At 68.3% G+C, this 26,453-nt stretch carries 26 protein-coding genes; 13 read left to right on the top strand and 13 right to left on the bottom strand.

Annotated features, from left to right (window positions below):
• Nucleotides 1–20: 20 nt before the first annotated feature.
• On the top strand, nucleotides 21–587 hold the full coding sequence (locus K7711_RS40535; RefSeq protein WP_222977161.1) for a YbhB/YbcL family Raf kinase inhibitor-like protein: 567 nt from the start codon (nucleotides 21–23) through the stop codon (nucleotides 585–587).
• Nucleotides 588–647: 60 nt separating this feature from the next.
• Here the strand turns inward: K7711_RS40535 and K7711_RS40530 are convergent, their stop codons facing one another.
• The gene (locus K7711_RS40530) at nucleotides 648–1,970 is read right to left on the bottom strand and encodes an oxygenase MpaB family protein (RefSeq protein ID WP_222977159.1); all 1,323 of its coding nucleotides are present in this window, start codon (nucleotides 1,968–1,970) and stop codon (nucleotides 648–650) included.
• Between the two features lie 94 nt (nucleotides 1,971–2,064).
• On the opposite strand from K7711_RS40530, the gene K7711_RS40525 reads away from it, so the two are divergent.
• The 3 genes from K7711_RS40525 to K7711_RS40515 all read left to right on the top strand — a co-directional run bounded on the left by K7711_RS40525 (nucleotide 2,065) and on the right by K7711_RS40515 (nucleotide 3,974).
• A complete protein-coding gene (locus K7711_RS40525; protein ID WP_222977324.1) occupies nucleotides 2,065–2,634 on the top strand; it encodes a TetR/AcrR family transcriptional regulator in 570 nt (189 codons plus the stop codon).
• 111 nt (nucleotides 2,635–2,745) lie between these two features.
• On the top strand, nucleotides 2,746–3,423 hold the full coding sequence (locus tag K7711_RS40520; RefSeq protein WP_222977152.1) for a DUF1345 domain-containing protein: 678 nt from the start codon (nucleotides 2,746–2,748) through the stop codon (nucleotides 3,421–3,423).
• A gap of 80 nt (nucleotides 3,424–3,503) precedes the next feature.
• Nucleotides 3,504–3,974 carry a DUF8821 family protein gene (locus K7711_RS40515; RefSeq protein ID WP_222977144.1) on the top strand — a complete coding sequence of 157 codons (471 nt, stop codon included), beginning with the start codon at nucleotides 3,504–3,506 and terminating at the stop codon, nucleotides 3,972–3,974.
• Here K7711_RS40515 and K7711_RS40510 read toward each other — a convergent pair.
• A complete protein-coding gene (locus tag K7711_RS40510; RefSeq protein ID WP_222977142.1) occupies nucleotides 3,959–4,294 on the bottom strand; it encodes a cupin domain-containing protein in 336 nt (111 codons plus the stop codon). The genes K7711_RS40515 and K7711_RS40510 overlap by 16 nt on opposite strands.
• Nucleotides 4,295–4,564: 270 nt before the next feature.
• On the opposite strand from K7711_RS40510, the gene K7711_RS40505 reads away from it, so the two are divergent.
• Entirely contained in the window at nucleotides 4,565–4,747 is a 183-nt protein-coding gene (locus K7711_RS40505) for a hypothetical protein (protein ID WP_222977140.1), read from the top strand.
• Nucleotides 4,748–4,772: 25 nt separating this feature from the next.
• Here the strand turns inward: K7711_RS40505 and K7711_RS40500 are convergent, their stop codons facing one another.
• The 4 genes from K7711_RS40500 to K7711_RS40485 form a co-directional block, all read right to left on the bottom strand.
• Nucleotides 4,773–5,111 carry a hypothetical protein gene (locus tag K7711_RS40500; protein ID WP_222977138.1) on the bottom strand — a complete coding sequence of 113 codons (339 nt, stop codon included), beginning with the start codon at nucleotides 5,109–5,111 and terminating at the stop codon, nucleotides 4,773–4,775.
• A gap of 528 nt (nucleotides 5,112–5,639) precedes the next feature.
• Nucleotides 5,640–6,812, bottom strand: a complete 1,173-nt coding sequence (locus tag K7711_RS40495) for an alpha-D-ribose 1-methylphosphonate 5-triphosphate diphosphatase (RefSeq protein WP_222977136.1) — start codon at nucleotides 6,810–6,812, stop codon at nucleotides 5,640–5,642.
• Nucleotides 6,809–7,879 (bottom strand): zinc-binding dehydrogenase, encoded by a 1,071-nt coding sequence (locus K7711_RS40490; RefSeq protein WP_222977133.1) that lies wholly within the window; start codon nucleotides 7,877–7,879, stop codon nucleotides 6,809–6,811. The genes K7711_RS40495 and K7711_RS40490 overlap by 4 nt, the downstream gene beginning before the upstream one ends.
• 45 nt (nucleotides 7,880–7,924) lie before the next feature.
• The gene (locus tag K7711_RS40485; RefSeq protein ID WP_222977131.1) at nucleotides 7,925–9,427 is read right to left on the bottom strand and encodes an MFS transporter; all 1,503 of its coding nucleotides are present in this window, start codon (nucleotides 9,425–9,427) and stop codon (nucleotides 7,925–7,927) included.
• 195 nt (nucleotides 9,428–9,622) lie between these two features.
• Between K7711_RS40485 and K7711_RS40480 the strand changes: the two genes are divergently transcribed.
• Entirely contained in the window at nucleotides 9,623–10,345 is a 723-nt protein-coding gene (locus tag K7711_RS40480) for a GntR family transcriptional regulator (RefSeq protein ID WP_222977124.1), read from the top strand.
• A gap of 32 nt (nucleotides 10,346–10,377) precedes the next feature.
• Here the strand turns inward: K7711_RS40480 and K7711_RS48690 are convergent, their stop codons facing one another.
• The 3 genes from K7711_RS48690 to K7711_RS40465 all read right to left on the bottom strand — a co-directional run bounded on the left by K7711_RS48690 (nucleotide 10,378) and on the right by K7711_RS40465 (nucleotide 13,395).
• A complete protein-coding gene (locus tag K7711_RS48690; protein WP_222977122.1) occupies nucleotides 10,378–11,007 on the bottom strand; it encodes a TetR/AcrR family transcriptional regulator in 630 nt (209 codons plus the stop codon).
• Between the two features lie 58 nt (nucleotides 11,008–11,065).
• The gene (locus K7711_RS40470; RefSeq protein WP_308015173.1) at nucleotides 11,066–12,454 is read right to left on the bottom strand and encodes a lipase family protein; all 1,389 of its coding nucleotides are present in this window, start codon (nucleotides 12,452–12,454) and stop codon (nucleotides 11,066–11,068) included.
• Between the two features lie 224 nt (nucleotides 12,455–12,678).
• Complete coding sequence (locus K7711_RS40465) at nucleotides 12,679–13,395, bottom strand: GNAT family N-acetyltransferase (protein WP_222977120.1); 717 nt, start codon at nucleotides 13,393–13,395, stop codon at nucleotides 12,679–12,681.
• Between the two features lie 133 nt (nucleotides 13,396–13,528).
• Between K7711_RS40465 and K7711_RS40460 the strand changes: the two genes are divergently transcribed.
• The 3 genes from K7711_RS40460 to K7711_RS40450 all read left to right on the top strand — a co-directional run bounded on the left by K7711_RS40460 (nucleotide 13,529) and on the right by K7711_RS40450 (nucleotide 17,014).
• Entirely contained in the window at nucleotides 13,529–14,734 is a 1,206-nt protein-coding gene (locus tag K7711_RS40460; RefSeq protein ID WP_222977118.1) for an LLM class flavin-dependent oxidoreductase, read from the top strand.
• 15 nt (nucleotides 14,735–14,749) lie between these two features.
• On the top strand, nucleotides 14,750–16,117 hold the full coding sequence (locus K7711_RS40455; protein WP_222977116.1) for an NtaA/DmoA family FMN-dependent monooxygenase: 1,368 nt from the start codon (nucleotides 14,750–14,752) through the stop codon (nucleotides 16,115–16,117).
• A 90-nt stretch (nucleotides 16,118–16,207) separates the two neighbouring features.
• Nucleotides 16,208–17,014: a hypothetical protein gene (locus K7711_RS40450; RefSeq protein WP_222977114.1), complete on the top strand. Its 807-nt coding sequence runs from the start codon at nucleotides 16,208–16,210 to the stop codon at nucleotides 17,012–17,014.
• 43 nt (nucleotides 17,015–17,057) lie between these two features.
• On the opposite strand, the gene K7711_RS40445 is transcribed toward K7711_RS40450, so the two are convergent.
• On the bottom strand, nucleotides 17,058–17,720 hold the full coding sequence (locus tag K7711_RS40445) for a hypothetical protein (RefSeq protein ID WP_222977112.1): 663 nt from the start codon (nucleotides 17,718–17,720) through the stop codon (nucleotides 17,058–17,060).
• A 68-nt stretch (nucleotides 17,721–17,788) separates the two neighbouring features.
• A complete protein-coding gene (locus tag K7711_RS40440; protein WP_308015172.1) occupies nucleotides 17,789–18,970 on the bottom strand; it encodes an ROK family transcriptional regulator in 1,182 nt (393 codons plus the stop codon).
• Nucleotides 18,971–19,202: 232 nt separating this feature from the next.
• Between K7711_RS40440 and edd the strand changes: the two genes are divergently transcribed.
• The 4 genes from edd to K7711_RS40420 all read left to right on the top strand — a co-directional run bounded on the left by edd (nucleotide 19,203) and on the right by K7711_RS40420 (nucleotide 24,657).
• On the top strand, nucleotides 19,203–21,041 hold the full coding sequence (gene edd, locus K7711_RS40435; RefSeq protein ID WP_222977110.1) for a phosphogluconate dehydratase: 1,839 nt from the start codon (nucleotides 19,203–19,205) through the stop codon (nucleotides 21,039–21,041).
• Nucleotides 21,042–21,136: 95 nt separating this feature from the next.
• A complete protein-coding gene (gene glk, locus K7711_RS40430; RefSeq protein ID WP_222977108.1) occupies nucleotides 21,137–22,132 on the top strand; it encodes a glucokinase in 996 nt (331 codons plus the stop codon).
• On the top strand, nucleotides 22,129–22,743 hold the full coding sequence (gene eda, locus K7711_RS40425) for a bifunctional 4-hydroxy-2-oxoglutarate aldolase/2-dehydro-3-deoxy-phosphogluconate aldolase (RefSeq protein WP_222977106.1): 615 nt from the start codon (nucleotides 22,129–22,131) through the stop codon (nucleotides 22,741–22,743). The genes glk and eda overlap by 4 nt, the downstream gene beginning before the upstream one ends.
• Nucleotides 22,744–22,851: 108 nt before the next feature.
• A complete protein-coding gene (locus K7711_RS40420; protein WP_308015171.1) occupies nucleotides 22,852–24,657 on the top strand; it encodes a sensor histidine kinase in 1,806 nt (601 codons plus the stop codon).
• On the opposite strand, the gene K7711_RS40415 is transcribed toward K7711_RS40420, so the two are convergent.
• Together K7711_RS40415 and K7711_RS40410 are read right to left on the bottom strand one after the other, a co-directional pair.
• Nucleotides 24,654–25,613 (bottom strand): acyl-ACP desaturase, encoded by a 960-nt coding sequence (locus tag K7711_RS40415; protein ID WP_222977104.1) that lies wholly within the window; start codon nucleotides 25,611–25,613, stop codon nucleotides 24,654–24,656. The genes K7711_RS40420 and K7711_RS40415 overlap by 4 nt on opposite strands.
• 181 nt (nucleotides 25,614–25,794) lie before the next feature.
• Nucleotides 25,795–26,325, bottom strand: coding sequence for a hypothetical protein (locus K7711_RS40410; protein ID WP_222977102.1), 531 nt, complete (start codon nucleotides 26,323–26,325; stop codon nucleotides 25,795–25,797).
• Nucleotides 26,326–26,453: the final 128 nt, after the last annotated feature.

Genomic DNA, 26,453 nt, shown 5'->3' with positions numbered 1-26,453 from the left:
GAACGACAGGAGTATCGAACATGCCCGCGAACCCCCTCGGCGTCGCCCTGCGCAACCGGCGTGCTGGTCACCACACCCTGGTATGGGCCCACCCCGACCTGCAGGCCCCGGAGAACTTCACGCTGACCAGCCCCGCCTTCGAGCACGAAGCGCCGATGCCGGAGAAGTATCGCGGCCGGGTGTTCGGCGCGAACATCTCCCCCGCGCTGTCCTGGACCGAACCTCCCTCCGGCACCGTCGAACTCGCCCTCGTCGTGCAGGATCCCGATGTCCCCCTGGGGAAACCGGCGACCCACGCCCTGGCACTGGGCATCGATCCCGCGCTGGCGGGCCTGCCGGACAACGCCCTCGCCGCACCCGGCCCGGTCCCCGGGATCCGGCACGGCAGAGGCGGTCTGGGCCGACGCGGCTGGACGGGCCCGATGCCGATCCGCTCACACGGCCCGCACTCCTACGTCTTCCAGCTGTTCGCCCTCGACCGGATCCCGGATGTCCCGGCGGGTTTCACCCTCGACCAGACGATCACCGCCATCACCGGCCACGTCATCGGCCGCGCCCGCCTGGACGGCACCTACGAAAACCCTTGAGCCGGGTTCGAACCGGAGTCGTCCTCGCGGTGGCGGGTTCGAGTCCGCGGCACCCCCGTCTCAGTGCGCGATCGGTGTGTACGTTTTCGAGTCGCTGACGAATTCGGGATTTCCGTAGGCGGCCAGGCGGCGTTTCACCAGCCGGGTGAGGTACCGGTCGACGGCCGGGCGCAACATCGGGATGCGGTTCGCGCCGGTCACGGCCAGAACGCGACCGATGATGAAGGGCGCCGTCAGCGCGATCCGCACGAGATCGAGCACCCCGATCGATACCCCCATCCGCCGGGCGACATGTCGGTTGCCGTGACAGAAGGCCAGGACGAAACCGGCTGTGCTGTAACTCTTCTCGACCGAGTCGGCGATCCGGTCGAATCGGGTCCCGCCCGCACGCAGATAGGCCGCCATCGTCGAGCGGATCAGCCCGCCGCAGGTGGCATCGTCGAATCCGTCGCGTAGCAGCGCGGCGCGAGCGTGGAAGACCTCGATGATCCCCTCGGCCGTGGTGGGCAGCAGTTCCTCGGGCAGTCCGAGCAGAAAGCAGCGGTAGCGCGCGAATTCGACCAGGGCGCGCTCACCGCGGGTGAATTCGGTGCGTCCCGCCCGGCGAATCCGGATCGCCAGCAGATACAAGCCGATCATCCCCGCGGGCATCTGATCGACCTGCGGCACCGGCACCCCGTAGATCTCCGGATCCCAGCGATCCGACCGCTCGAGCGCGTTGTAGCGGACCATCGAATGCATCAATCGCACCATGGCCGCCGCCTCGAATCCCGGACCGTACCGATCCAGCGCACCCGGCAGCGTGGTGACCGCGAAGAAATTGGCCGTCTCGTTGACCCGCCTGGCCGCGCGCCGCCCCGACAACGCACCGGTCAGCGCCATCGGCAGCGCCGCATAGGTATTGGTGAACGTGGCGATGAACGCGCCCCGGGTGATGAAGGGCGACAACAGCGCCGCATCCACGCGAGCCTGCCGAGCGCCCTTGTGGACCAGCTCCATATCGAGCCATTGCGGTGCGGCCTCCATGGCGGCGATGAACGCGACCAGTTCCGGCGGTGCGTCGGGGACCGCCTCGACACCCTCGCGACACGCCTGCCGGACCATGCCGACCAGACCGGTCACACTGTGTCGCGCCATCAGCGCGGCGAAGGGATCCGCGACGGTGTCGCCCAGCATCGTCGCGGTCGAGATCAGTTCGACCACACGCTCATCGGTCAGGATCGGCGCTCGCTGGGCCACCCACTTCGGCAGTGCCGACGCATCCTCCGGATCGGTCGCGAGCCGGTACGGCGGAGTGTCGAAGTCGATCCCCCCGTAGAGCTCCGGTTGCAGCTCGGGCTGGCTGCGCACGCGTTGCGCGAGATCCGGGTAGTGCGTCGTCATCGAAGCCTCCAGCAGAAACTAACAAAGTGTTAGTAACCATACTCACGAAGTGTTAGTTATGCTGTCAAGGGTGAACTCGCAGCGCCGACGCCGGATGACCGCCGAGGACAGACGCACGCAGATCCTCGACGTCGCGCACATGATCATCACCGCCGAGGGCTTCCACGCCGCGACGCCGAATCGCATCGCCGATGCGGCCGGGGTCAATCGCTCACTGCTGTACCAGCAGTTCGGCGATCCGGCCGGTCTGTTCGTCGCGCTGATCGACCGCGAGGCCGCACGAGCCGCGGTCCAGTTCAACGAGGCAGTCGCCGAGGGCGAGGGCGGCGACAGCGATGCGCTGCGCACCTTCGACGGCATCCTGCGGGCGGTGGACGCCCACCCCGACACCTGGCGACTGTTCCTGTTCCCGCCCCAGGGCGCACCACCGGAACTGTACGAACGCCTCACACAGGCACAGGCGGCGGTCCGCGAATACTTCGTTCGCCAACTCTTGCACGCCAATCCGAATCTCGAGGACCCCGAATACACCGCCTACGTCCTGCACGCGGCCGGCCGAGAACTCCTGCAACTGCGCCTGCGCGACCCCGACTCGGCCACCCACGAACGCCTACGCGCCCTGGTCCGCAGACTCAATTCCGAACTGCAACACCGGATCCGGTAGTCCGCCGACCACGTCGCGCACGCCGAGACGAACGCGACCCCGTCGCCGGGCCTCGATCCGAGCGGGCCGGAGTCCCACCAATTCGTAAGTCCAGGGGGAATACTGGGCGCGGTGAATGACGATACCGACTCGGTTCCCGCCTGGGCTCGGCGTAGTGCGGGTGAATCGCGGGTGGCCGCGACCGTCGCGGTACTCGTGGTGCTCGCCCTGCAGTGGGGGTTGCCCGATCGGCTGACGGTGCGGCCGACGTGGCTGGTTCCCGGGTTGGCGCTGGTGTTGCTGGTGGTGTTGATCGTGGCGAATCCGGTGCGGATCGACCGGGAGGCGCAGTGGTTGCGGTGGGCGAGTCTGGCGTTGTCGGGGCTACTGGGCGTGGCGACGGTGTGGTCGGTGGATCGGCTGGTCCAGGGCCTGCTCGACGGGCAGCTCAGCAATGATCCGGGGGCGTTGCTGTCCTCCGGCGCGGGAGTCTGGCTGACCAATGTGCTGGTCTTCGCGCTGTGGTACTGGGAATTCGATCGCGGTGGCCCGGCCGCGCGCGCACACGGTCGCAAGAAACATCCCGATCTGCTGTTCCCGCAGATGCAGTTGGGCAAGCTCGCCGACCGGAACTGGGAACCGGAATTCGTCGACTACCTCTACCTGGCCTTCACCAATGCCACCGCGTTCAGTCCGACCGATGTCATGCCGCTGTCCCGCTGGGCGAAGATGATGATGACCGTGCAGGCGGCGATTTCCTTCGTCACCGGGATCCTGGTGATCGCCCGCGCGGTCAACGTCCTGAAGTGACCTTGCGGTTGCCGGAAGGTCGCGCGTGAGGTTGTAGAGTTCAGCCCGAAGTGCTGCGGCCCAGAACTGAGGAGTTCGGCATGCCCTACACAGTGGACTTCGACACCGTTTCGACCGCGGGCCTGGAATCGTCGCCGGTGGCGGCGGCGCTGGCCGGACTGCGGGCCAACGAGGCCCGGTACTTCAAGAACAAGTACGGCCACGTTTTCACGGTGGAGCCCGCGAAGGATGCCCAGCCGATCATCGACCGGGTGAGCCGGATCCTCGAGGACGAGCGCAGGATCGTCATCGCCTCACCCCCGCTGGAAGCCACCGCCTTCCAGGTCGAGGATCTGCACTTCGACTACGTCTTCTACGAGAACGGCCTGTCGATCAACGTCCTGTACTCGATCGACGAGCTCGGCAAACGGGCGGTCGGGTTCAAGCTCTCCGACGGGATGGACGTCCCGACCGAACTGGCCGCGTTCAAATTCGCCCGGCAGAAGTCGAAACTGGCCGGAACCATCCGCGGCTCCTACTTCGTCATCAAGGGCGACTACCCCGTCGGATAGAACAGGAACAACGTGCACCCGGTGGCAGTGTTGGGGATGTGCCAGGTACCGGCTGGGGCATGCAGGAAGGTTCCGGCGGGATAGTCGCGGGCCCCGTCGTTGAAGGTTCCCGCTACCACGTAGACCTCCTCGGGGCCGGGTTCGTGAACGTCACGGCGCAGCCACGTGCTGCCCGGATCCATTTCCAGGACGTGGGCGTGCGCACCGGACCCCCCGGTCCACAGCGAACGCAGCCGGATGCCCGGAAAAAGTTCGCGGACAGGGGATTCGGCGACCGTGGCGGAGGTGTAGCCGTCCTGGGTGAGGATCTCGGGATGCATGATTACATGATAACGATCGACATCATCCAGGCGTGATGCAGGTTCGGCGATGGTCGGAATGCCGGTGCCGCCGTTCGAAGTCGCCGTACGCGCCGACCGGCCGGCTCGGATGTACCGCCGAATTCGCCGGTGAGTCAGCATCTGTCGGCGCCGCGGACGGGGATGTTCCCATGAACGGGACCATGTCCGCTTACGATGGGCCTACAGCAGGGACGGATCGTGATCGGCGCGACAATTCGGGGACGCGGTCTCGTTGGACGGGAGGATCGCGTGTCGGAGATCAGGATTCAGTACGAGGACAGAGCGGTGATCGACGCGTTCGCGCTGGGCGCGATACGTCGGCTGGCGCGCAATGCCGACGGCCTGTCCGATGCGTCGCTGGTGATCCTGACCAATTTCGCCACCGCACTGCGACGCGCCGAGAAGCTGTTCCCGGAGACCGCCGATCTGTGAAGGCGCACAGTCGATCCGGGTCGACTCAGCGCATCAGGCCGGTCAGCCGGCCCCACACTCCGGTCCGCTGGGGTGCGACGGTGAACTCGTCCTCGTCGCTGTCGTCCTCGTCGTCGTAGCGGTCGTCACAATCGTCGTCGAATTCCGCCGCCGTCTCGACTTCCGCAGCGGGCGTAGGCATCTCGCGATCCTGCGAAACCGCCGACCACGCCACCGGTTCGACCGCGGCGGGATCGATCACGGGTAGTTGCATGGTCGGCTGGTCATCGAATTCCGCGCGTAGCCGGGCGAAGAACGCCTCGAGCGAACCGTAGCGATCGGTGACCTCGCCCACGAGACGCAACACCTCGGACTGTGAACCCATTATCGTTCTCCCCTCGTAGATTTCAGTGCCGCCCCGCGTGGCGCACGCGCAGGCGAGGAGGCTTCCGGCATGAGTCGCCCACGTGTCACGGGAAGCCTCCCCACCCATCGAGCACCACGTACTCGGTCACTCCGACGGCTCCACCCCGGGAGCAGTCCGTGTACTGCGGCGCGCACCACTCTAGAGCCATCGCAGCTACTTCTCGAACATCTTCGCGGAGTCGTTTCGCGTGTCGTAGCTAATTTCAGACATATCTACCGAATCCGGAGCTAGAGATTGCGAAAGTTCCGATGTGAGTTATCATTTCGGCGACATAGCAAACCTTGGCCGATTCTGTCTAGAGCATTTGGCTACCGGATGGCAATCTATGGTCCGCGGTGTCTCGATCCGGCGGCGGACCGGACCTGCCGAGCCATCCGTGCGATCTCCATCATTCCTGATCTTGTACCTCGGGCGCAGAATTCCCCGGTACCGATTCGGTAATGCCGACACCGAACGAATCATCAGGACACAGACGATATTCCGGAATCAGCCACGGCCCTCGACCAGCGGCCCGCCGACCTGACGACCCCGGAACCAGGTCGCGACGACGGCCGGGATCGGGCCGGTACGCACGGCGATCATCGTCGCGGGCCGAGCCTCGGCGAGCACACCGTCCGCCGCGGGCGCGGGGACATCGACCAGCCGCGCCGGACCGACCGTGGTCAATCCGACCGCCCGGTCCGCGGAACACAGGCCCGCGCGCACGAGTTCGATTGCGGCACGGACCATCGCCCCGCTGTGATAGTCGGAGGTGAGCGCGTCGACCGTGCCCGCGGCAATGGCCTCGCGGGCCGACAGATTGTCCAGATGCGACGCGCCGCGCCAGGCGTTGGGTGCGCCCATGACGACGCCGATCCCGAGTTCGTGCGCACTCGCGGCCGCGCGGGCGGTGATCGGGAATTCGCAGATGCGCGCGCCGTTTTCGTGCGCGTCGCGGACGTCGGCGTCGGTGTCGGGATCATGGGTCGCGTAGACCGCACCGGCGGATCGGGTCAGCTCGGCCACGGCCCGGCGGCGTGCGGGATCCTCGGCCGCGACCGCCAGCAGCCGGGTCAGCCAGTGCTCGAGGGCGCCGTCGCCGAGGTGCAGGCGCGCACCCATGGCGGCTCGCCAGCTCACCTCGTCGCGGTACTGGCCTTGTCCGGGCGTGTGATTCATGGTGGATACCAACCGAATTCGATCGGCGTGCCGGTCCAGCAGCATCTCGGCCGCCGCGATCGATCCCGGATCACCGGTATCCACGCGCAAGTGGACGCGGACCGGTACCGGCAGCACCCCCTCGATGACATCCAAGGTCTGCAGAATCGTGTGCGCGCGGGCGTAACCGCTCTCCGGATCGGGCCCCTCACCGACCGATACGCACAGATACGGCCGCACGATGCCGTGCGAGACGGCGTCGACGGTGAAATCGTGCAGCGCGACATCCAACGGAATGCGCGTCCCCGCACGCGGACTCTCGAATCGAGCCAGCGAATCCGCGTGCAGATCCACGATGCCCGGCCACAACTGGAGCTCCCCCAGATCCCGCAGGAGAGCACCGGCCGGTGGCTCGCCGTCGACGGACACGATGCGATCGCCGTCGACGGTCAGCCAGCGCGGCCCGCACATCGCGTCACCGGATTCCCCGGTGACGATGCGGGCCGCGCGCAGGCCGATCACGCGGCGGGCACGATCGCCTGCCGCAGACCGGGCCCCTCGGCCGCGGCCCGCACGGCGTCATCGATCCGGTCGAGTCCGTAACCGCCGCTCACCAATTCGGCGAACGGAAACCGCTCGTGGTTGTCGGCGAGGAACCGGACCGCTGTTTCCAGATGTCCCGGGCGATAGTTGTGCACACCTGTGACGGTAACCAGATTCCGAACCAACCGCTCGGGATCGAATGCCACGGGCCTGCTGCTGGACACCGATCCGGCCAGCACCACGCGCCCGCCGACACCCACCGATGCCAGGCAGGTTTCCACCGCGGCGGCGTTCCCGGACAGCTCGATCGCGATATCGAACCCGCTCGGCCGCTCATCGGCCCCGAACAGCCGATCCGCCCCGAACCGCACGGCCAGCGCCCGTCGATCGGCGTCCGGGTCCATCACGACGACCTCCCCGCCCGCCCGCGAAGCCATCGCCGCCGCGGTGACGCCCAGCATTCCGGCCCCGGTGATCAGCACGCGTCGCGGTCCGGCCGGTCGGTCCTGGTTCGCCGCATCGAGCACCGCGGCAACCGTGGCCGTCGCGCAGGATGCCGGACACGCCACCCGGTCGGGCAGCTCGCCGGGCACCGGCACCACGGTGGTGCCCGGCGCGAGCAGACAGTGCGTCGCGAATCCCCCGTTCAGCGGCCATTGCGCGGTGAGCTCCGCATGCCCGTACTTCCGCAGCCGCACACACTTCTGCTCCCGTCCCGCACGGCACTGCTCGCACACACCACACGACGCGGTCACCGACCAGGTCACCCGATCCCCGAGTCCGATCTCCGTTCCGTCGAAATAGGTCGGCCGCGCACCCGTGCCCAGCCCCACGACCCGCCCCACCTGCTCATGCCCGAGGATGCTGGGTGCTGGCGAATTCCGGTGTCCCAGAACGGTATGCAGATCGCTGCCGCAGATCGTCGCCATATCGATCTCGGCCAGCATCCACCCGTCGGCGGGGATCGCGGACGTCACGCCGTCGATCACGGTGAACGGCTCGCCCACCGCGTCCCATCGTGCGTACCGAACAGAAACCTCGCTCATTCCGGACTCCCTACGGTCGGTTCACCCATCGGACCTCGGCCACACTCATGCCGGACTCGCCACGGCCGGTGGTTCGGTGACCGGCGCGCTGTCCGGCACTTCGGGTTCGTCCAGTGCGACATCGCGCGGTTCGGCCACTACCAGTGTGGTCAGGATGCCGAGCAGGAAGCACACGCCCGCGATGAGTGTGGTCGGGCGCAGGCCGAGGTGAGCGAGCACGACCGGCGTGACCAGGGCGCCGACGAACGCGCCGATCTTCGCCGTACCCGCGGAGATCCCGTACGCGGTGCTGCGGACCGGGGTCGGATAGCTCTCGGCGGCCAGCAGAACCGTGGTGTAGTTGGGGCCGAAGGCGATGCCGAACAACGACAATCCGAAGACCAGGGCGAACGGCGTCACCGTCGTGGTCAGGCCCGGGATGATCGTGATCAGCAGCATCGACAGCGCACTGAGCGAGAACCCGGCGATCTGCAGCGGCCGGCGTCCCATCCGGTCCAGCACGGCCAGGCCGATCAGCGCGGCGGTCAAACTGAATCCGATCACGAGCAGGGCATTGATCCCGATATTGGCCAGTGTGCTGGTGTGCGGGGCGATGCTGTGGATCAGTAGCGGCTGACTCACCGAGTTGCCGTACACCGCGACATTGAACAGGAACCAGCTGCCCGCGGTGCCCAGCAGCGTCAGCTGGAACCGGCGCGAGCGCAGCGCCTGCCCGAACCGCGTGTGTGAACGGGTGCGGTCGGTGGCCTGGGCGCGGACCGCACGTCCGGAGAAGGCCGCCAGGTCGGTGGCCGCTCGATCGACGTCGCCGGTCATCGCCAACGTCCAGCGCGGCGATTCGGGCATGTGCCGCCGATTCCACAGCACCAGCAGCGACGGCACCGCGCCCAGCCCCAGGATCAACCGCCAGGACAGCCCCGGTGAGGCGCCGGCCCAGACCACGACGAACGCGACCAGATACGCGGCGACCTGCCCGAGTACGTAGAACAGGAAGGTGAATCCGACCAGCCGCCCGCGATTGCGGCGGTTGGCGAATTCGGCCATCAGCACGCCCGAGGCCGGATAGTCGCCGCCGATGCCGATGCCCAGGACGAACCGGGCGATCAACAGGCACAGGAAGTTCGGGGCGAAGGCCGAGCCGAGTGCGCCGAGGATCATCAGCAGCGCCTCGAGCCCGTAGACGCGACGTCGGCCGAGCAGATCACCCAGCCGCCCGAAGACGAACGCGCCGATCGCCACCGCGAGCAGGGTCGAACTGGTGACCTCGGCGACCTGCCCGGCGTCGAGATGGAACTCCGGTTTGACCAGCAGCATGACCGTCCCGATGACGTTCAGGTCGTAGGAGTCGGTGAAGAATCCCATCCCCGCGGTGACCGCGGCCTTCAGGTGGAATCGGCTGACCGGCGCATTGTCCAGCTGATCGCGGACGCCCACCGCCGCGGTCATCGCCGCACCCGCACGGTCCGGGCGAGTTCGTCCCGCATCGTCGTACCTGTGTTCATCGCTGCCCTGCTCGGACAGTTCGGCCTGATCATGCCGACTCCTCACCTACTGCGACACCGCGTCCGATCACGCGAGTTCGATTGACCACGGTGCGACAAACCGGTGAACCCGATCGGGCAGCAGGGTGGCGTCATGACGAACACTCCCGGCCTTTTCCCGGCAGTTGTCCGGACAAGATGTGCTCGGGTCGTGCACTGTCGCCCGATCCGGCGGCGGCCCGGCGTACTAGAGTCCGCTGACGTGGACGAGTTCAAGTACCACGAGATCGCTCGGCAGCTCGCGCAGGAGATTCGCGCGATGCCGGACGGTCACCGCGTGCCCAGCGAACACGAGATCGCTCAGCGATTCGGCGTCGCCCGCTCGACCGCCCGCGGCGCGCTCCAGGAACTGTCCGCCCGCAACGTCATCCGCCGGGTGCGTGGCGCCGGCAGTTTCGCCAGTCACCGCATCGACTATCGCATCGACGCCGACCGCGCTCCCTCCTGGAGTGCCACGGTCCGCGAGGCGGGCGCGGTCCCGCGCAGTGTGGTGCGCTCGTGCACCGTCGAGGTCCCCGATGACGAGCAGGCCGCGAAACTCCGGCTCGACCCCGGCGAACAGTGTCATCGCCTGGTGCGGCTGTCCTACGTCGACGACCGCCCGGCCGCCTGGGGCGTGGAATGGATTCCCGCTCGACTGGTCCCGGACCTGGCCGCCGCCATGCGCGTCAACGATTCCCTGCACGAGGTCCTGATCAACTTCGGCCTCACCCCGCAACGCGCCTGGGTCCGGGCCACCGCCGAGATCTTCGCCCCCGAAGTGGCCACTCACCTCGACGCCCCCACCTCCAGCCTGGGGTGGTACGTGGAAAGCCTCAACACCGACACCGCAACCGACCGCCCGGTGTCCCTGACCCACCGTTGGTTGCGCGCGGACACCGTCCGGGTGATCTTCGAAAGCGCCGTCCATCCCCACCGGCCCTGAGGACGAGCACCGCGTTCGGCGTCGATCGCGGATCAGTCTGTTGCGATCAGCGACAATGCAATGGGCACAAGGAGATCCACGAGTTCTTCGATGGGTGGGCGGGGGTCGGTCATCAGCCATTCGTGGGCCAGGCCGTTCACTGCGCCGATCAGGACGCTTGCGCCCAGGTCGCCGGGGCCGCGGAGGCGGGCGGTGGGGCCGACCATGGGAGCTACCGACAGGTCCAGGAGGCGGGCCCAGGAGCGGCGGCGGGTGCGGCGGTGTTGTTCCATTCGTTCGCTGACGCCGACGACCTGGATGTAGGCCAGGTTGGCGCGGTGCGGGTCGGAGTTCATGGATTTCAGGTAGGCGCCGAGCACCGCGGCTACCGCGGTGCGGGCGTCGGCGGTGGGATCCAGGGTGGTCAGGGCCTTGGTGACGGCTGTGGCGGCCTCGTCCTGGACCCGGTCGTAGGCCGCGACGAGCAGGTCCTCGCGGGTCTCGAACTCCTCGTAGAACTGACGCTTGGACAGGGCCGCGGCCGCGCAGACGTCGGCCAGGGAGCAGTCCGCGTAGCCGCGCTCGGCGAAGATGCGGGTCGCGGCGACGATGAAGCGCAGCCGACGTTCGGCCTTGCGCTCGGAGACTGCGCGGCCGCCGTACTGTCTCTGCGCGATCGTCACGTCCACCACTGTATCGAGGACGGGACACCGGGTTCCGCTCCGGCGAATCACCCGGTGCTCACTTCACCCCGATCGGCTTGCCGAAGAAGGACGCGAAGGTCTCGCCGAACGTCTGGGCCAGCAGTTGCTGTCCGGCGGGGTCCAGAGCCAGCCAGCCGACGTCGTTGGTGTGGCAACCCGGTTGCGCCGCAACGCCGTCGAGCCGATCGCGCATCCACAGCAGGGCCGGGGCCACGCCGGAGATTTCGGTCGCCACGTGTTCGGCGAAATGTTCGCGGGTGTACAGCACGCGGGCCTGCGGATGCGCGCAGTAGGTGTCGACCAGGGTGTTGACCTGGCCGACGGGGATGATCTCGTCGGGATTGCCCTGCCAGATGTACATCGGCATATCGGGGACCGTCTTGCCCATCCGGGTCTGGTTCACGACATCCCGCACCGCGGGCTGCCGCATCGGATCACCCGGAACACGAAGCATCCCTTTGATGTTCAGAAAGGGAAAAGCCGAGACGTACTGCACGCACAGATTGCTCTGCACCGTCGTGATCGCCCGGCCGACCGGATCCATATTCTCGTCCAGGAAGGCCGCGAAATCCGGGTACTCGCGCGAAAGTCCCTGTACCGCAGCGAGTACCAGCCCCGCAGTGGCCTGACCGTTGGCCACGTCCAGAGTGACGCCCAGATCGGCGGGCACCCCGCCCTCGGCCGCACCGACGATGTTCAGCTCCGGGGCGTAGCTCTCGTGCAGTTCGGCGGCGTGACCGGTCGCGATCGCACCGCCGGAGTAGCCGTACAGCCCGATCCGGGCATCGCGGGTCAGCCGCATCGGTTCGAAATTGCGCGTCGCGCGGATCCCGTCGAGCGTGATCCGACCGGCCAGCGGTCCCGCGGCATACGCCTGATTCGGACCCTGATGATCCGGAATGACCACACCCCAGCCCTGCTGCAGCGCACCCTGCGCGATCACGAATTCCGCCGGTGCGACGACCTGCCCGACGAACGGGCTGATCGACCACTGCTGCACCGCATACGAGGGCGAACAGTATTGCGCGAGCGAGTCCTCGGCGATCTGCACGGACAGCAGCTTGTCCGGTGTGGATCCTCGCGGTTTCAATACCGTCGCGACGGCCGCGATGGGCCGATCACGACTGTCCTTCGAGCGGTACGAGACCTGCCAGGCGTCCACGTTGACCGGGATCGCGCCGAAGTTGGCCACGTTCACCTGCCGCGCCGCGATGATCTGTCCGGGCGCAGCGCCCGCCACCGCCGCGGCCGACGGGTGGTAGAACACCGGATCCAATTCGGGTGGAACCGGAATCGGCGCCACCGGGCGCACCGGCACGGCATCGGCCTGCGGCCCGGCCGCTGCCGGCCCCATCCCGAATGTCGAGGCCACCACCAGCGCCGCTGCCGAGGCCACCGCCCGACGCCACCACTTCGACTCGATCAAGGCACGTCCTCTCCATTGCGGCCGGTCCACCGAATCCGATTCCATCGCCCGCGCCGTCGGCACATTGTGGAACTGATCGGTCTCAGACGAATCAGAGGTTAACCGAGGGTGATCTGAAGCACAACCCTCGACTCGACGACCGGACGCGGCACACCACGCGCGGCCGCCGCCGAATCACCGGCAGCCGAGCCGATTTCGGCGCAACGCGCTGGACAGGGCCAGGATCAGGGCGCACCCGGAGCCTGGACGACGGTCAGCGCCGAACGTTGACGCAGAGTGAAACCGAGGGTGCGGTAGAGGTCGATCGCGGTGGTGTTGTGCGCGACGGCGTGCAGGAACGGGAGTTCACCACGGGCGCGGATACCGGCGCCGACCGCGCGGATCAGCCGGGTGGCGATGCCGCGGCCGCGGAATTCGGCGTCGGTGCATACCGCGCTGATCTCGGTCCAGCCGGGCGGATGCATGCGCTCACCGGCCATGGCCACCAACCTGCCGTCGATCCGCAGGCCCAGGTAGGCGCCCATCTCGATGGTCCGTCGCGCATACGGTCCCGGCCGGGTTCGGGCGATCAGCTCGAGAATCTCCGGCACGTCCGCCGCGGTGAGCACTTCGAGCTCGGGATCGGGCGCGACATCCAGTGCGGTGCCGTCCATCTGCACCGAACCGATCTCGTCGAGCACCGTCCACCCCGCCGGGGGCGTATGGCCGCGACCGCGCAGTCCGGTCGAACCGCCCGGCCCCAGCACAGTCGCCAGATCGACCCAGTCCTGCTCGTCCAGTGCCGGAGGATGGCCGATGAACGGGGCGACCTGCGGGTCGTAGCGTCCGATCCGGCCCGCCCAACTGGCGAACCGACGGTGCGCACCGAGCAGCGAGGTCCGCACCGGATCGTCGAGAGGGTGCAGCGAGGTCTGCGATCCCACGGTGGTATCGATCGTCACGAAACGTTCAATTCTCCTCGCCCACAGTATATTTCCCTTGGCTCGAGCTGATTTCAATCGTTGACGCCGCACCCGCCGGACAGCATCGTGACCATGGTCGCCTATTCGCCGCACGGACAGGAACACCGAGACGATGGCACCGAATCCATTGCATCTGGGCGTCGCGCTGGACGGGGCGGGCTGGCATCCCGCCGCGTGGCGCGAACCCGATTCCCGGCCGGACGAGCTGTTCACTCCCGGCTACTGGACCGATCTGGTCGGCACCGCGCAACGGGGCCTGCTCGATTTCGTGAGCATCGAGGACAGCCTCGCCCCGCCCGGCACGCGCGACACTCCGGCCGATGCGGTCGAGGTGGTGCGCGCCCGGATCGACGCGCATCTGATCGCCGCGCGGGTAGCGCCGATCACCCGGCACATCGGATTGATACCGGTGGTCACGACCACACATACCGAACCGTTCCACGTCTCCAAAGCCCTTGCCACACTGGACTTCACCTCCGGTGGACGAGCCGGTTGGCAGGTACGGGTGTCCGGAACCGCCTCGGAGGCTGCGCATTTCGGACGTCGGACCGTGTACGAACCCACCCCCGCCGAACTCGTCGAAGCGGTCGCCGCGGGAGCGCCTGCGAGCGCGGTGCGCGAGTTGTTCGACGAGGCCGCCGATGCGGTAGAGGTGGTCCGGCGCCTCTGGGACAGCTGGGAGGACGACGCGGAGATCCGCGATGTGGCGACCCGACGGTTCATCGACCGGGACAAGCTGCACTACATCGACTTCCGCGGCCGGTTCTTCGCGGTGCGCGGCCCTTCCATCACCCCGCGCCCGCCGCAGGGCCAGCCCGTGGTGACCGCTCTGGCCCATGCCCCGCTGATCTATGAATTCGCCGCTCGCACAGCAGATCTGGTCTTCATCACTCCGGGTCGAGCGAAGGGTCCGGAGCCGATTCTCGAACAGGTTGCCGCCGCGCAGACCGAGCGCACCGGCGAGCCGCTGCGGGTCCATGCCGACCTCGTCGTATTCCTCGACACCGACGCCGAGAGCGGGGCCGCTCGATTGGCCCGCCTGAACGAGACGGCCGGGTCCGAATTCGCCTCCGACGCGGCGATTTTCACCGGCAGCGCCGAGGAACTCGCCGATCTGCTCGCCGACTGGCATGCGCGGGGGCTGGACGGATTCCGGTTGCGCCCCGGCGTCGCGGTCACCGATCTGACCGCGATCGCGGATCGACTGGTCCCGATCCTGCAGCGCCGCAAGCTGTTCCGCACCGCCTACCCGGACGGTTCGCTGCGCGGACTGCTCGGATTGCCCACCACCGTCCCCAACCGTTACGCGAACACCTGACCCAGCGAGGCCGATATGAGTTCTCCCCGTAAGCAGGTCATCCTGGGCGCCTACCTCGGCGGCGTCAATCATCACACCGCCTGGTGGGATCCCCGGGCGGGCAGCCAGGTCGATTTCAGCAGTTTCGAGCACACCGCGCGCACCGCCGAACGTGGACGATTCGATTTCTTCTTCCTCGCCGAGGGCCTGATCCTGCGCGAGCGCGCGGGCCGCATCTTCGATTCCGACATCATCGGCCGCCCGGACACCTTCACCGTGCTGGCCTCGCTGGCCGCGGTCACCGAGCACCTCGGGCTGGCCGGGACGATCAACACCACTTTCAACGAACCCTACGAGCTGGCAAGGCAATTCGCGAGCCTGGATCATCTGTCCGGCGGCCGCGCCGCATGGAATGTGGTGACCTCGTTCGACGCCTTCACCGGCCAGAATTTCCGGCGCGGCGGATTCCTCGATCCCGCCGACCGCTACACCCGCGCCGAGGAGACGCTGAATGCGGTTCGCGCCCTGTGGGATTCGTGGGATGCGCAGGACATCGTCGCCGATCGGGACTCGGGGCGCTTCCTGGCCCGCCCCGATGCCGGTGAATTCGCCTTCCACGGCAGCCAATTCGACATCTCCGGCCGGTTCACCGTGCCACGCAGCCCACAGGGCAGGCCGGTGGTCCTGCAGGCCGGTGTCTCACCGCAGGGCCGGGCCTTCGCCGCGGCCAATGCCGACGCCATCTTCTCCCCCTACGGCAAACTGCCCGAGGCCGCGGAGTTCTACCGGGACATCAAATCTCGCGCGGCCGCGGCGGGACGCGCCGCCGACGACATCAAGATCCTGCCCTCGGCGAGCTTCGTCCTGGGCGACACCCAGGCCGAGGCGATCGAGAAATACCACGCCGTGCGCAACGACCAGGTCACCGGGCAGACCGCGCTGATCCTGCTGGAACAGATCTGGAATCGCGACCTGTCCGAATACGACCCCGAGGGCCCGGTACCGGCCATCGATCCCGATCCCGACGCACCGCCGATCATCCGGGGCCGCGCCTTCGTGCACCAGGACCGTTTCGCCACGGCCGAACGCCTGCGCCAGGTCGCCGAGGCGAAGAAGCTCACCCTGCGCGAGGTCGTCATCGACCAGTTCGAACGCGGCCCCCTGGTCGGCACTCCGGCCCGAATCGCCGAGCAGATAGCCGATTTCGTCGACAACGACGGTTCGGACGGGTTCATCCTCGGCTCCCATCTGGTCCCCTGGGGCCTGGACGAATTCGTCGATCAGGTGGTGCCACTACTCCAGGACCGCGGCGGGCTGCGCACCGAATACACCGGCACCACGTTGCGCGACAACCTGGGCCTACCCGACGTGCGATCGGCGACAACCGTGCCGGGGCAACGCTGAGCACAGTCGGACAACGCATCTGGCGGACAAGCGGATCCACGATCGGAAAAATGACTCGTCCCGCAGTGTTCTCCGGCATACCCTGACGTCATGGAGAGGGACGAACGGCTGGCTCGGCTTCGCGCCTACTCTGCACTGGTGGTGACACGGGGGGATCCCGAGGCGGCCCTGGGCCTGTCGCAGGAACCGGCGGTCACCACCGACTGGGCTCGAATCTTCCAGTGGAAGACCGAATCCGGCAAACACGGCGTGGTCATCGATGTGCAGGACGTGCAGTCCGCATGGCCGATCAGCGTGGTGCCACCCGACGACGCAGATCTCGACAGGTTCGTCGCCGAGTACCGGCAGCTTTACGAGCGGTCCTTCGATCCCACGACGAGTCCGCGAGTGCCGAGCCGGGCGCTGGAACTCCTCGCTCAGGTATTGGGTTCTCGCACAACCGCATTCCTCGTCGGCATATTCACAATCGTCGCGATCAGCGGGGTGATGCACAGTATCTGGTCGCACGTCCCGACCTGGATGAATGTCGTGGCCGGGGTGGCGGCGGCACTGGTGGCGAACTTCGCCGTGGCGGGGCTCGATGTGATGGCGGATCGACACCTGGGACGTGTGCTGCGCCAGGAGCTGGTCCGAGGGCACTTCGCACACCTGCCGAAACCCCTGGAGCGCAGGTACATACAGTGCGCCGAGATGTTCGGCGTCGACGACGAGGTCACGCAGTTCTGGGCGGACCAGTTGGTCCACGTACGGACAGTGCTGGCCCGCAACAAGTTCGACGACCTGAACGGCAAGCTCGCCGACACGATCGTGCAATTCGTCGAGGCTCAATTCGAAACGCCGAGCGACCCGGCGTCTTCCAGCACCATCGCGGATCAGCGCCGACACGAACAGCCCTGAGCGGTCGAATGTCGGCCGCGGACCGCGTTGCGCCGATCACGGCTCAGGGGCCGACGGTGCAGCCCGAACGCATGGCGGGGATGTAGGGACGCAGGCTCAGGGCGATATCGGTGCAGGCGGCGAGGGCCATATCGCGTTCGACGCGGTCGAGCGGATGGGGTGCGGCCAGGCGAGTGCCCAGGATGGGCACGGGTAGCCGCACGCCGGTGCGGTCCCACCACAGGTAGGTGTCACCCATGGGGTCGGCGAGGCGATGCGAGGACCAGCCCTCGACGGTGCGGATGACGTCGAGGCGACCGAATTCCCCGCCCGAGCGGTCCAGCAGGACGAGCCGGAACAGTTCCGGTGTGCACGACTCCTCCGGATCGGGCACGACGTGGAACAGCGTGCCGCCGGTGGCCGCGACGGCGGTGACGGTGTCCCCGCGCAGGATCGTGCCGACGGCCGCACCGTCGCCCCGCCGCAGCGCGATACTCACCTCGTCCAGCGGTTCGGCACGCACCACCGATCCGTCGGCATATCGGATCCGGAATCCGAAGTCGTTGCGCCCCGCGAGAATTGCCGACCTCGCCCCGCGAGCCTCACCCCGCGCGGCAACCGCGACGGGGACTCCGGGCCCACCCCGGAATGCCAGCGTCGCTCCCCCCGGCGTGTCGCACGCCACCCGCCCCTCGATCATCGTCGATCCGTTTCGCAGGGCCTGCATGCGTCCGATGGTAGAACTGTGACGAAGATCTCATGGGATATCGGACAAGCGCGTCCCAATTACCGAATTCAGGCATCCAACAGGGCGTTGACGGCAGCGGGCGAAAGCACCTGCTCCAGGATCATCGCGGCACAGGCTGCGACTCCCGTGGGCGCGTCGGGCGCACCCGGTTCCACCCGCAGCGCGCGGGTGGCCAACGCCGAGGAACGCTGGTAGATCAGCTCGCGCATACCGGCCGCCAGCGGTTCGTAGGCGTGCGACAGATCGCCGCGCACGATGATCAGCGCCGGATTGAGCAGATTCACCGCCGCGGACAGGACCTCGCCGATCCGGCGGCCGGCCTCGCGCACCACCCGCAGCGCGTCGGGATCTCCGGCGTGCACCAGGTCCACCAGCTCGGGCAGACCCGACACCGACTTCCCCTGCGCGGCGAGCTGTTCCAGCAGCGCCCAGCCACCGGCCACGGTCTCCAGGCAGTGCATATCGCCGCAGCGACAGGCCCGCTCCGGTGCTCCGGCGACCTTGATGTGCCCGATCTCCCCCGCACCGCCCCAGGCTCCGCGCTGCAACCGCCCACCGGCGATGATGCCCGCGCCGATCCCCGTGGACGCCTTGAGCAGCAACAGATCGCAGACCTCGGGATGGCGGGCGTGCTCGGCCAGAGCCAGCGCGTTGACATCGCTGTCCACCCGGACCGGCGCACCGAATCGCGCGGTGAAGTATTCCGCGACGGCCACCTCGCCGAGCGCCGGACCGGTGCCGACGCTGTGCCCGGTGGCCACATCGACCGCACTGGGCACACTCACCCCGACGCCGTGCACCGCCCGGCGCGCCCCGGATGCCTCCGCGACCTGCTCGAGCAGCGCCTCCATCCGATCGGCCGCGCTGACCAGCAGCGATTCGGTGACTCCGCTTGCGGGAACCGAGAATTCGGCTTCGGCGAGCACCCGACCGGCAAGATCGCAGACGGCGACCTGGGCACGGCTGGCGCCGGTCGAGGCCGCCAGCACCAGACCGGATTCGGGGTTGAACATCAGCCGCGTCGGCGGACGGCCGCCGGTGGAACCGCCGTCGGCACGCTCGACGACCAGGCCGCGTTCGAGCAGTTGCTCCACCCGCAGCGTCACCGCCGTGCGGGACAGTCCGGTCAACCGGCGGATGTCCGCGCGGGTGACCACCTCGTTACTGCGGATCAGGCCCAGCACATCGCCCGCCGAAACGCCGGGCGTCGCCATCGGTCGACCGGTCACCGCACCTCCTCACCGAATCCGTCGGGCACGACCGGGGGTTACGCGGTTTCGCTCCACCGCCGCCTCCGGCCCTGCGACCCGGGCATGCCGGGCTTGTCGGGCACCACAGTATCCGTCCAGCTCGAGCGCATACAGCAGATTGTTTTGTTCTTGTAAAACCAAAGTTTGCTTGCAAAAGAACTTAAGTATGTCTAGCGTTCTGTGTGGCCGATCACATATGAAGGAGTCCGCGATGCCGGTCCACCTCGACTCGCCCACCCACCCCGTTCTGGCCGCCGTCACCGCCCGCATCACCGAGCGCAGCGCGAGCACCCGACATGCCTACCTGGCTCGCATCCGGGCCGCCGCCTCCCGCGGACCGGCTCGAATGTCGTTGGCGTGCAGCAATATCGCGCACGGCGTCGCGGCCTGCGCACCGGCGGACAAACTCGCGCTGCACGGTGCGACGCAGCCCAATATCGCCATCGTCACCGCCTACAACGACATGCTCTCGGCGCATCAGCCGTACCGGGACTATCCGGACGTGCTGCGCGAGGCCGTGACCGGCGCCCGCGGCGTCGCGCAGGTGGCCGGTGGCGTTCCGGCCATGTGCGACGGCATCACCCAGGGCCGGGCGGGCATGGAGTTGTCGCTGTTCAGCCGGGACGTCATCGCGATGTCCACCGCGATCGCGCTGTCCCACGACATGTTCGACGGCGCACTGCTGCTGGGCGTCTGCGACAAGATCGTGCCGGGCCTGGTGATCGGGGCGCTGTCCTTCGGACATCTGCCGATGCTGTTCGTGCCCGCCGGACCGATGCCCTCGGGCCTGCCCAATGCCGACAAGAGCCGGGTCCGGCAGCGGTACGCCGAGGGCACCGCCACCCGCGCCGACCTGCTCGCCGCCGAATCGGCCAGCTATCACGGTCCCGGTACCTGCACCTTCTACGGCACGGCGAATTCCAATCAGCTGCTGATGGAGGTGATGGGGCTGCATCTGCCGGGCGCGAGCTTCGTCGCGCCGAATACCCCGCTGCGCCGTGCGCTGACCATCGCGGCGGGGCGGCGCGTCGTGGAACTCACCGCGTTGCGCGGCGGAGCGGCCCCGATCGGCGAGGTGATCGACGAGCACGCCATCGTCAACGGCATCGTCGCGCTGCTGGCCACCGGCGGATCCACCAATCACACGATGCATCTGGTGGCGATGGCCGCCGCGGCCGGAATCGACGTGCGCTGGGACGATTTCGCGGATCTGTCGGCCGTGGTGCCCACCCTGACCCGCATCTATCCCAACGGTGTCGCCGACGTCAACGCCTTCCAGCAGGCGGGCGGCATGCCGCTGCTGATCGGTGAGCTGCTCGGCGCCGGACTGTTGCACGACGACGTCACCACCGTCGCCGGACACGGCCTCAGCACGCACTACCGCGAGGTCCCGATCCTCGAGGCGGACGGCGAACTCGCTTGGCACCGTGGACCTTCCGACAGCGGCGACAAATCCGTGCTGCGCTCTGCAGCGGACCCGTTCGCGCCCGACGGGGGTCTGCGCATGCTCGACGGATCGCTCGGCCGCGCGGTGATCAAGGTTTCGGCCGTCTCGCCCGAACATCGCGTGGTTCGCGCTCCGGCAAGGGTTTTCGATGATCAGGAGGAATTCCTCAGCGCATTTCGGGACGGGCAGCTGAACCGGGACATGGTCGCGGTCGTGCGTTTCCAGGGGCCGCGCGCCAACGGCATGCCCGAATTGCACAAGCTCACACCGGCTCTGGGGGTCCTGCAGGATCGCGGACATGCGGTCGCACTCGTCACCGACGGCCGGATGTCGGGCGCGTCGGGCAAGGTGCCCACGGCGATGCACCTGACGCCCGAGGCCGCGGCGGGCGGGCCGATCGCTCGCATCCTGGACGGTGACGTCATCGAATTGGACGGCGAGACAGGCAGACTCGACATCCTGGTGGATCCGGCCGAACTCTCCGCCAGAGCGCCCGCGCAGGCTGCGGCCACGCCGATCGGCACCGGTCGCGAACTGTTCGACTGCTTCCGCACCGCCGTCGGCCCGGCCGATCGAGGCGCGAGCGTCTTCGGAGCGGCATGAGGATCGCCGCGCCCACGGCCCCGCAGCCGGACGCACAGGATGGCCGCGCAATGCCCTCTCCGCCACTGTCCCGGCAGGCATCGCGAGGCGCGAGCATGGCCCACCCGCCTGCACCCGACGCACCGTGGCTGGTCGCCGATATCGGTGGCACCCACGCAAGGTTCGGTTTGATCGGCGAACTCGGCGGCGAACCGTACGAGGTTCGCATCCTGCGTTGCGCTGATTATCCGGATCTCGTTGCGGCGGTGCAGGATTACCTCGATCGCCTGACATCCGGAACACGCCCGTCGATGGCCTGCGCCGCCGTGGCCGGGCCGGTGCGCGGCGACCGGTTCCGGCTCACCAACGCGCACTGGGATTTCTCCATTTCCGAGAGCCGTATGCGGCTCGGACTGGCCCGGCTCGAACTGATCAACGATTTCACCGCGCTGGCGCTGGCCGTACCGGATCTGCCGGATTCGGCCTTCGTACGGATCGGCAGCGGCGTGCGGTGGGCCGCTGAGCCGATGGCGGTGATCGGACCGGGCACCGGACTGGGCGTGAGCGGGCTGATGCGCGTACAGCAGCGCTGGATCGCGATCCCGGGTGAGGGCGGACATGCGGGGCTGCCGGTGGAGACCGAGCAGGAGATGCAGGTCGTCCGGGTGCTGCGCGAACAGCATCCGATCGTGGACGCCGAGACCGCCCTGTCCGGGCCCGGACTCGGGCGGCTGTACCGGGCGCTGTGTGTCGTGCACGGAGTGACGCCCGCCGCCCGGCAGCCCGAGCAGGTGTGCACGGCAGGTCGGCGCGGTACCGACGACCTTGCCCGCGAAGCACTGTCGATGTTCTGCGGGATGCTCGGTACGTTCGCCGGGAACATCGCGCTGACCCTCGGCGCACGCGGCGGGGTACTGCTCGGCGGCGGCATCCTGCCCGGCATCGTGGATTTCCTCGCCGACAGCGACTTCCGCGCCCGGTTCATCGGAAACCGGTCGATCGCAGGCTATCTCGATCCCGTGGCCACCGAACTCATCGTGGCCGCCACACCCGCGCTGCGCGGCGCCGCCGTGGCGCTCGAACAGCACCGACTGATTCCGGAGCCCGCATGAACATCCTCGATATCGCACCGGTCGTCCCCGTCGTCGTCCTGGACGACCCGGATCGCGCCGTCCCGCTGGCCCGCGCGCTGCTCGACGGCGGCGTCGGCATCATCGAGATCACCCTGCGCACGAATGCCGCGCTGCCCGCCATCGAGGCCATCGCGGCCGAGGTGCCCGAGATGGTCGTCGGGGCGGGCACCCTGGTCACTCCCCTGCAGGTGGAGGCCGCCGCGGCGGCCGGTGCGGGCTTCCTGGTGAGCCCCGGGACCACCCCGCACCTGCTGGACGCCCTGGCCGATACCGGCCTGCCGTATCTGCCCGGCGTGGCGACGATCTCGGAGATCCTCACCGTGCTGGACCGCGGCATCACCGAGATGAAGTTCTTCCCCGCCGAATCCTCCGGCGGCACAGCGGCTCTGCGCGCCTTCGCCGGCCCGCTGCCGCAGATCCGCTTCTGCCCGACCGGCGGCATCACCCCCGCCACCGTGCGCGACTACCTGTCCCTGCCCAATGTCGGCTGCGTCGGCGGATCCTGGCTCACCCCCGCCGCCGCCCTGGCCGCAGCCGACTGGCCGAGCATCAAGGAAGCGGCCGCAGCAGCCGCGGCGCTGCGGGAGTGAGCGCGGGGCGGCCCGGGGCAGCGAAGTCCAGGGGCCCTGCGGCCGTCCTGGGTGCGTCACGGCCGACCGGCGCACGGTGACTCCGGTGCTGGTGGGACAATCCGTGCGGTGATCACCGCCGCCCCTTCCGGCCGACCGGTCGGTCCGCGTCCCTGGTCGTTGCGGGCGCGGCTGCTGGCCGGGCAATTGCTGCTGCTCGTGACGGTGGTGATCGGCATCGGCGTGGCGACCGAACTGGCATTGCAGCAGTTCCTGGTGGACCAGTTGGACGGTCAGTTGGCGGGTGCGCAGAACCGCGCCCAGATGGCCGTCAGCGGACCGCCGCCCTTCTTCGGGCCGCCCCCGTCCGACGCGGATTCCGGGCCGCAGCCGCCGGGTCCGGGTTCGGTGACCCCAAGGTCCGGGCCGGGGCCGCACGGCACACACGTCACGCATCCGGGCCCGCATGCGACACCACCGGGCTCCGGGGCACAACCGCCCGCTCTCGCGCAATCGCCCTCGACAGCCCGAACATCCACTGCCACACCGCAACACACCGGCGCGCAGCCGCCGACGGCAGCGCAGCCACCGGCGTCCGCCCTCGCACAGGGGCCGGCCGCGACGACCACTGGTACCCCGCAGGCTTCCGGGACAGCGACGCCGACCAGCAGTCCCGGGCCCGAGTTCCTGTCCCGGCCCGGCGTTCCGCCCGATGAGATCGGCGCGATCATCGAGGGCCGCACGATCACCGCGGTCGGCAAACTCGGCTCGGACGGCAATCGCACCGCGCTGAGCGACACCGCCGAACGTCAACTCGCCGCGGTGTCAGCCGACGGCCGTTCGCGAACCATGAGCCTGGACGGTCTGGGGCGATATCGGGTGGTGGCAGAGCCCGGACCCGACGACGGGCAGACAGTTCTGACGGGGCTGTCCATGGCGCCGGTCGACGCGACGCTGCTGCGGGTGCTGATGGTCCTGGGGATCGTCGCCGCGATCGTGCTGCTGATCGCGATCACGGTGGGTATCACGCTGATTCGCCGCGCGCTGGCCCCGCTGGACCGGGTCGCCGCGACCGCCTACCGGGTCGCGGATCTGCCGCTGGATCACGGCGAAGTCGAACTGCCCGTTCGGGTTCCGGCCGACGACGCCGATCCGCGAACCGAGGTCGGGCGCTTGGGCGCGGCGGTGAATCGCATGCTGGACAACATCACCGGCGCACTCTCGGCGCGCTACGCCAGCGAGACGCGCGTGCGTCGATTCGTCGCCGACGCCAGTCACGAACTGCGCACCCCGCTGGCCGCCATCCGCGGCTATACCGAACTGGCACAACGCAACAGCGATGCGGTGCCCCCGGCGGTCGCGGACGCGATGGGCCGGGTGGACGCCGCCGCCATCCGGATGTCGGGTCTGGTGGAGGATCTGCTGCTGCTGGCGCGACTGGATTCGGGCCGCCCGCTCGAGCACGAACCGGTCGATCTGACCCGGATCACCGCCGACGCGGTCACCGACGCCCATATCGCCGGAGCCGATCACCAGTGGGAGATGAACCTGCCCGACGAACCGATCGAGATCACCGGCGACGCCGCGCGCCTGCACCAGGTGCTGGCCAATCTGCTCACCAACGCCCGCGTGCACACCGGCCCCGGCACCGTGGTCACCACCGCACTGGAATCCGACGGCGCGGGCGGTGTGCGGTGGCAGGTGCGCGACACCGGCCCCGGTATACCAGCCGAACTGGTGCCGGAGATCTTCGAGCGCTTCGCCCGCGGTGACTCCTCGCGCTCGCGCCACACGGGCAGCACCGGACTGGGCCTGGCCATCGCCAGCGCCGTCGTGCGGGCGCACGGCGGCGACATCACGGTGACCAGCGAGCCCGGCGACACGGTGTTCACCGTGCATCTGCCGCAGGCGGGCGACCCGCCGGAGAGTTCCTAGGTGGTGGCCCGCTCCCGGGTCGCGCGGGCGGCCTCGCGGGCCAGCAGCCGGTCGCGCTGCTCCTCGAACTTGGTCGCGTCGCGATCCAGTTTCTCCAGGAAGACGGCCAGTTCGTCCCGGGCGCGTTCCCCGCGCGGCCCGAAGTCGTCACGGCCGAACACATTCCAGATCTTCAGCACCGGCTGCACGACCTCCTCGAGGTGCTGGCGCAGATCGTAGATGCCGTGCTTGGCCATGATCACGCCGTGGCGGCGGAAGTTGGGCATGCCGTATCCGGGCATCACGAAGTTGGTCACGATCCGGGTGATCGCCTCGATCTGCTGATCGGGCACCAGATCCAGCCCGGCCGCGCAGAGGTTGCGGTAGAAGATCATGTGCAGGTTCTCGTCCGTGGCGATGCGCTGCAACATCCGGTCCGCGATCGGTTCGTCGCAGGCCCGACCGGTGTTGCGGTGCGAGACGCGGGTCGCCAACTCCTGGAACGTCACGTAGGCGACGTTCTCCAGGAATCCGCCCCAGTCGTCCGGGGACTGCGCGCCGTTGGTCATGTGGATCATCCGATCCCGTTCCAGCGCAACAGGATCCACCGACCGGGTGACCACCAGATAGTCCCGGATCACGATGCCGTGCCGGTTCTCCTCCGCCGTCCAGCGCCCGACCCAGGTGCCCCACGCGCCGTCCATCGAGAAGTTCTCGGCGATCTCGCGGTGGTAGGAGGGCAGGTTGTCCTCGGTGAGCAGATTGGTGATCATCGCCGCCTTGGCGACCTCACCGAGTGCCGATTGCGACGGGTCCCAGTCGAATCCGCCCATCGCCGCGAAGTTGCGCCCCGCGTCCCAGGGCACGTAGTCGTGCGGATGCCATTCCTTGGCGATCGACAGGTGCCTGTTGAGATTCTGCTCGGCGACGGGCTCCAATTCGGAGAGAATTTCCAGCTGCGTCAGATCCCGGGCCATATGCGGAGCCTTTCCGTCGTCATGTCTTGATGTCGTGCACCTGCCGATGTCACCGACGAACCGTACCGGTGACCGGTCCAGTAGACGATGATGCGTTATCAGTGCACTGTGCCCTACCTGTGGCAAGGCTGTGAAGACGGCAGGCTCCGCAGGTCTCGACGGCGCGGCTCTCGAGGGCGCGTCAGGTCAGCACGCCGTCCTGGCACAGGCTCGAGGAACGCCAGCTCGCCGACGGCGGCCGCACACCGGAGTCGAAGTTCCACCAGGAGATCGGCCCGACCGATCGCCAGAACACGAACAGGCCGCTGTTGTCGGTGACCGCGGTGTAGATGTCCGCGCTGCCCTCGATCAGCTGATTGCCGACGCAGTAGTCGTTGTAGGAGGTGCCGGGCTGCCAGGCGCCGGGACTGAAGCTTCCGGCCGGATTACCCGTCGCGCCCGGGTTGGACACCGTGCTGTGATGCCCCGACGCGCCGTCCTTGTTCCAGTGCGAAACACCGAAGGCGTCCATGTGACAGCTGAAGGCGAAACCTCCCGCGTACACCACCTGACCCTGCCGGTAGTTGTTTCCCGCCCACAGGCACGGCTGCCCCGTGGCGTCCGCGTGCGCCGCCGGGACCTCCGCCGCGCCGAGCCCGGTCGCGGTGATCGCGGCCAGGGCGTACAGGGCCGCCCGGAACCGCCGTGACACAGGTCCGTTGATTCTGCTCATTACCGCTTCTTTCGTGTGCGGGTCGCTACCTCGAGCGTCGATCTCGTGACCGGCGCGCCCGAGGCTCATCACGAGGAATAATGTACCGTTAGTCAACGGCACATTACTTGCGGAATTCTCACGGACGG

The sequence above is a fragment of the Nocardia coffeae genome, from assembly GCF_019890715.1.
Lineage (GTDB): Bacteria > Actinomycetota > Actinomycetes > Mycobacteriales > Mycobacteriaceae > Nocardia > Nocardia jiangxiensis.
Note: the sequence above shows the minus strand (reverse complement) of the source record. Positions and strands in the feature narration are given on the sequence as shown.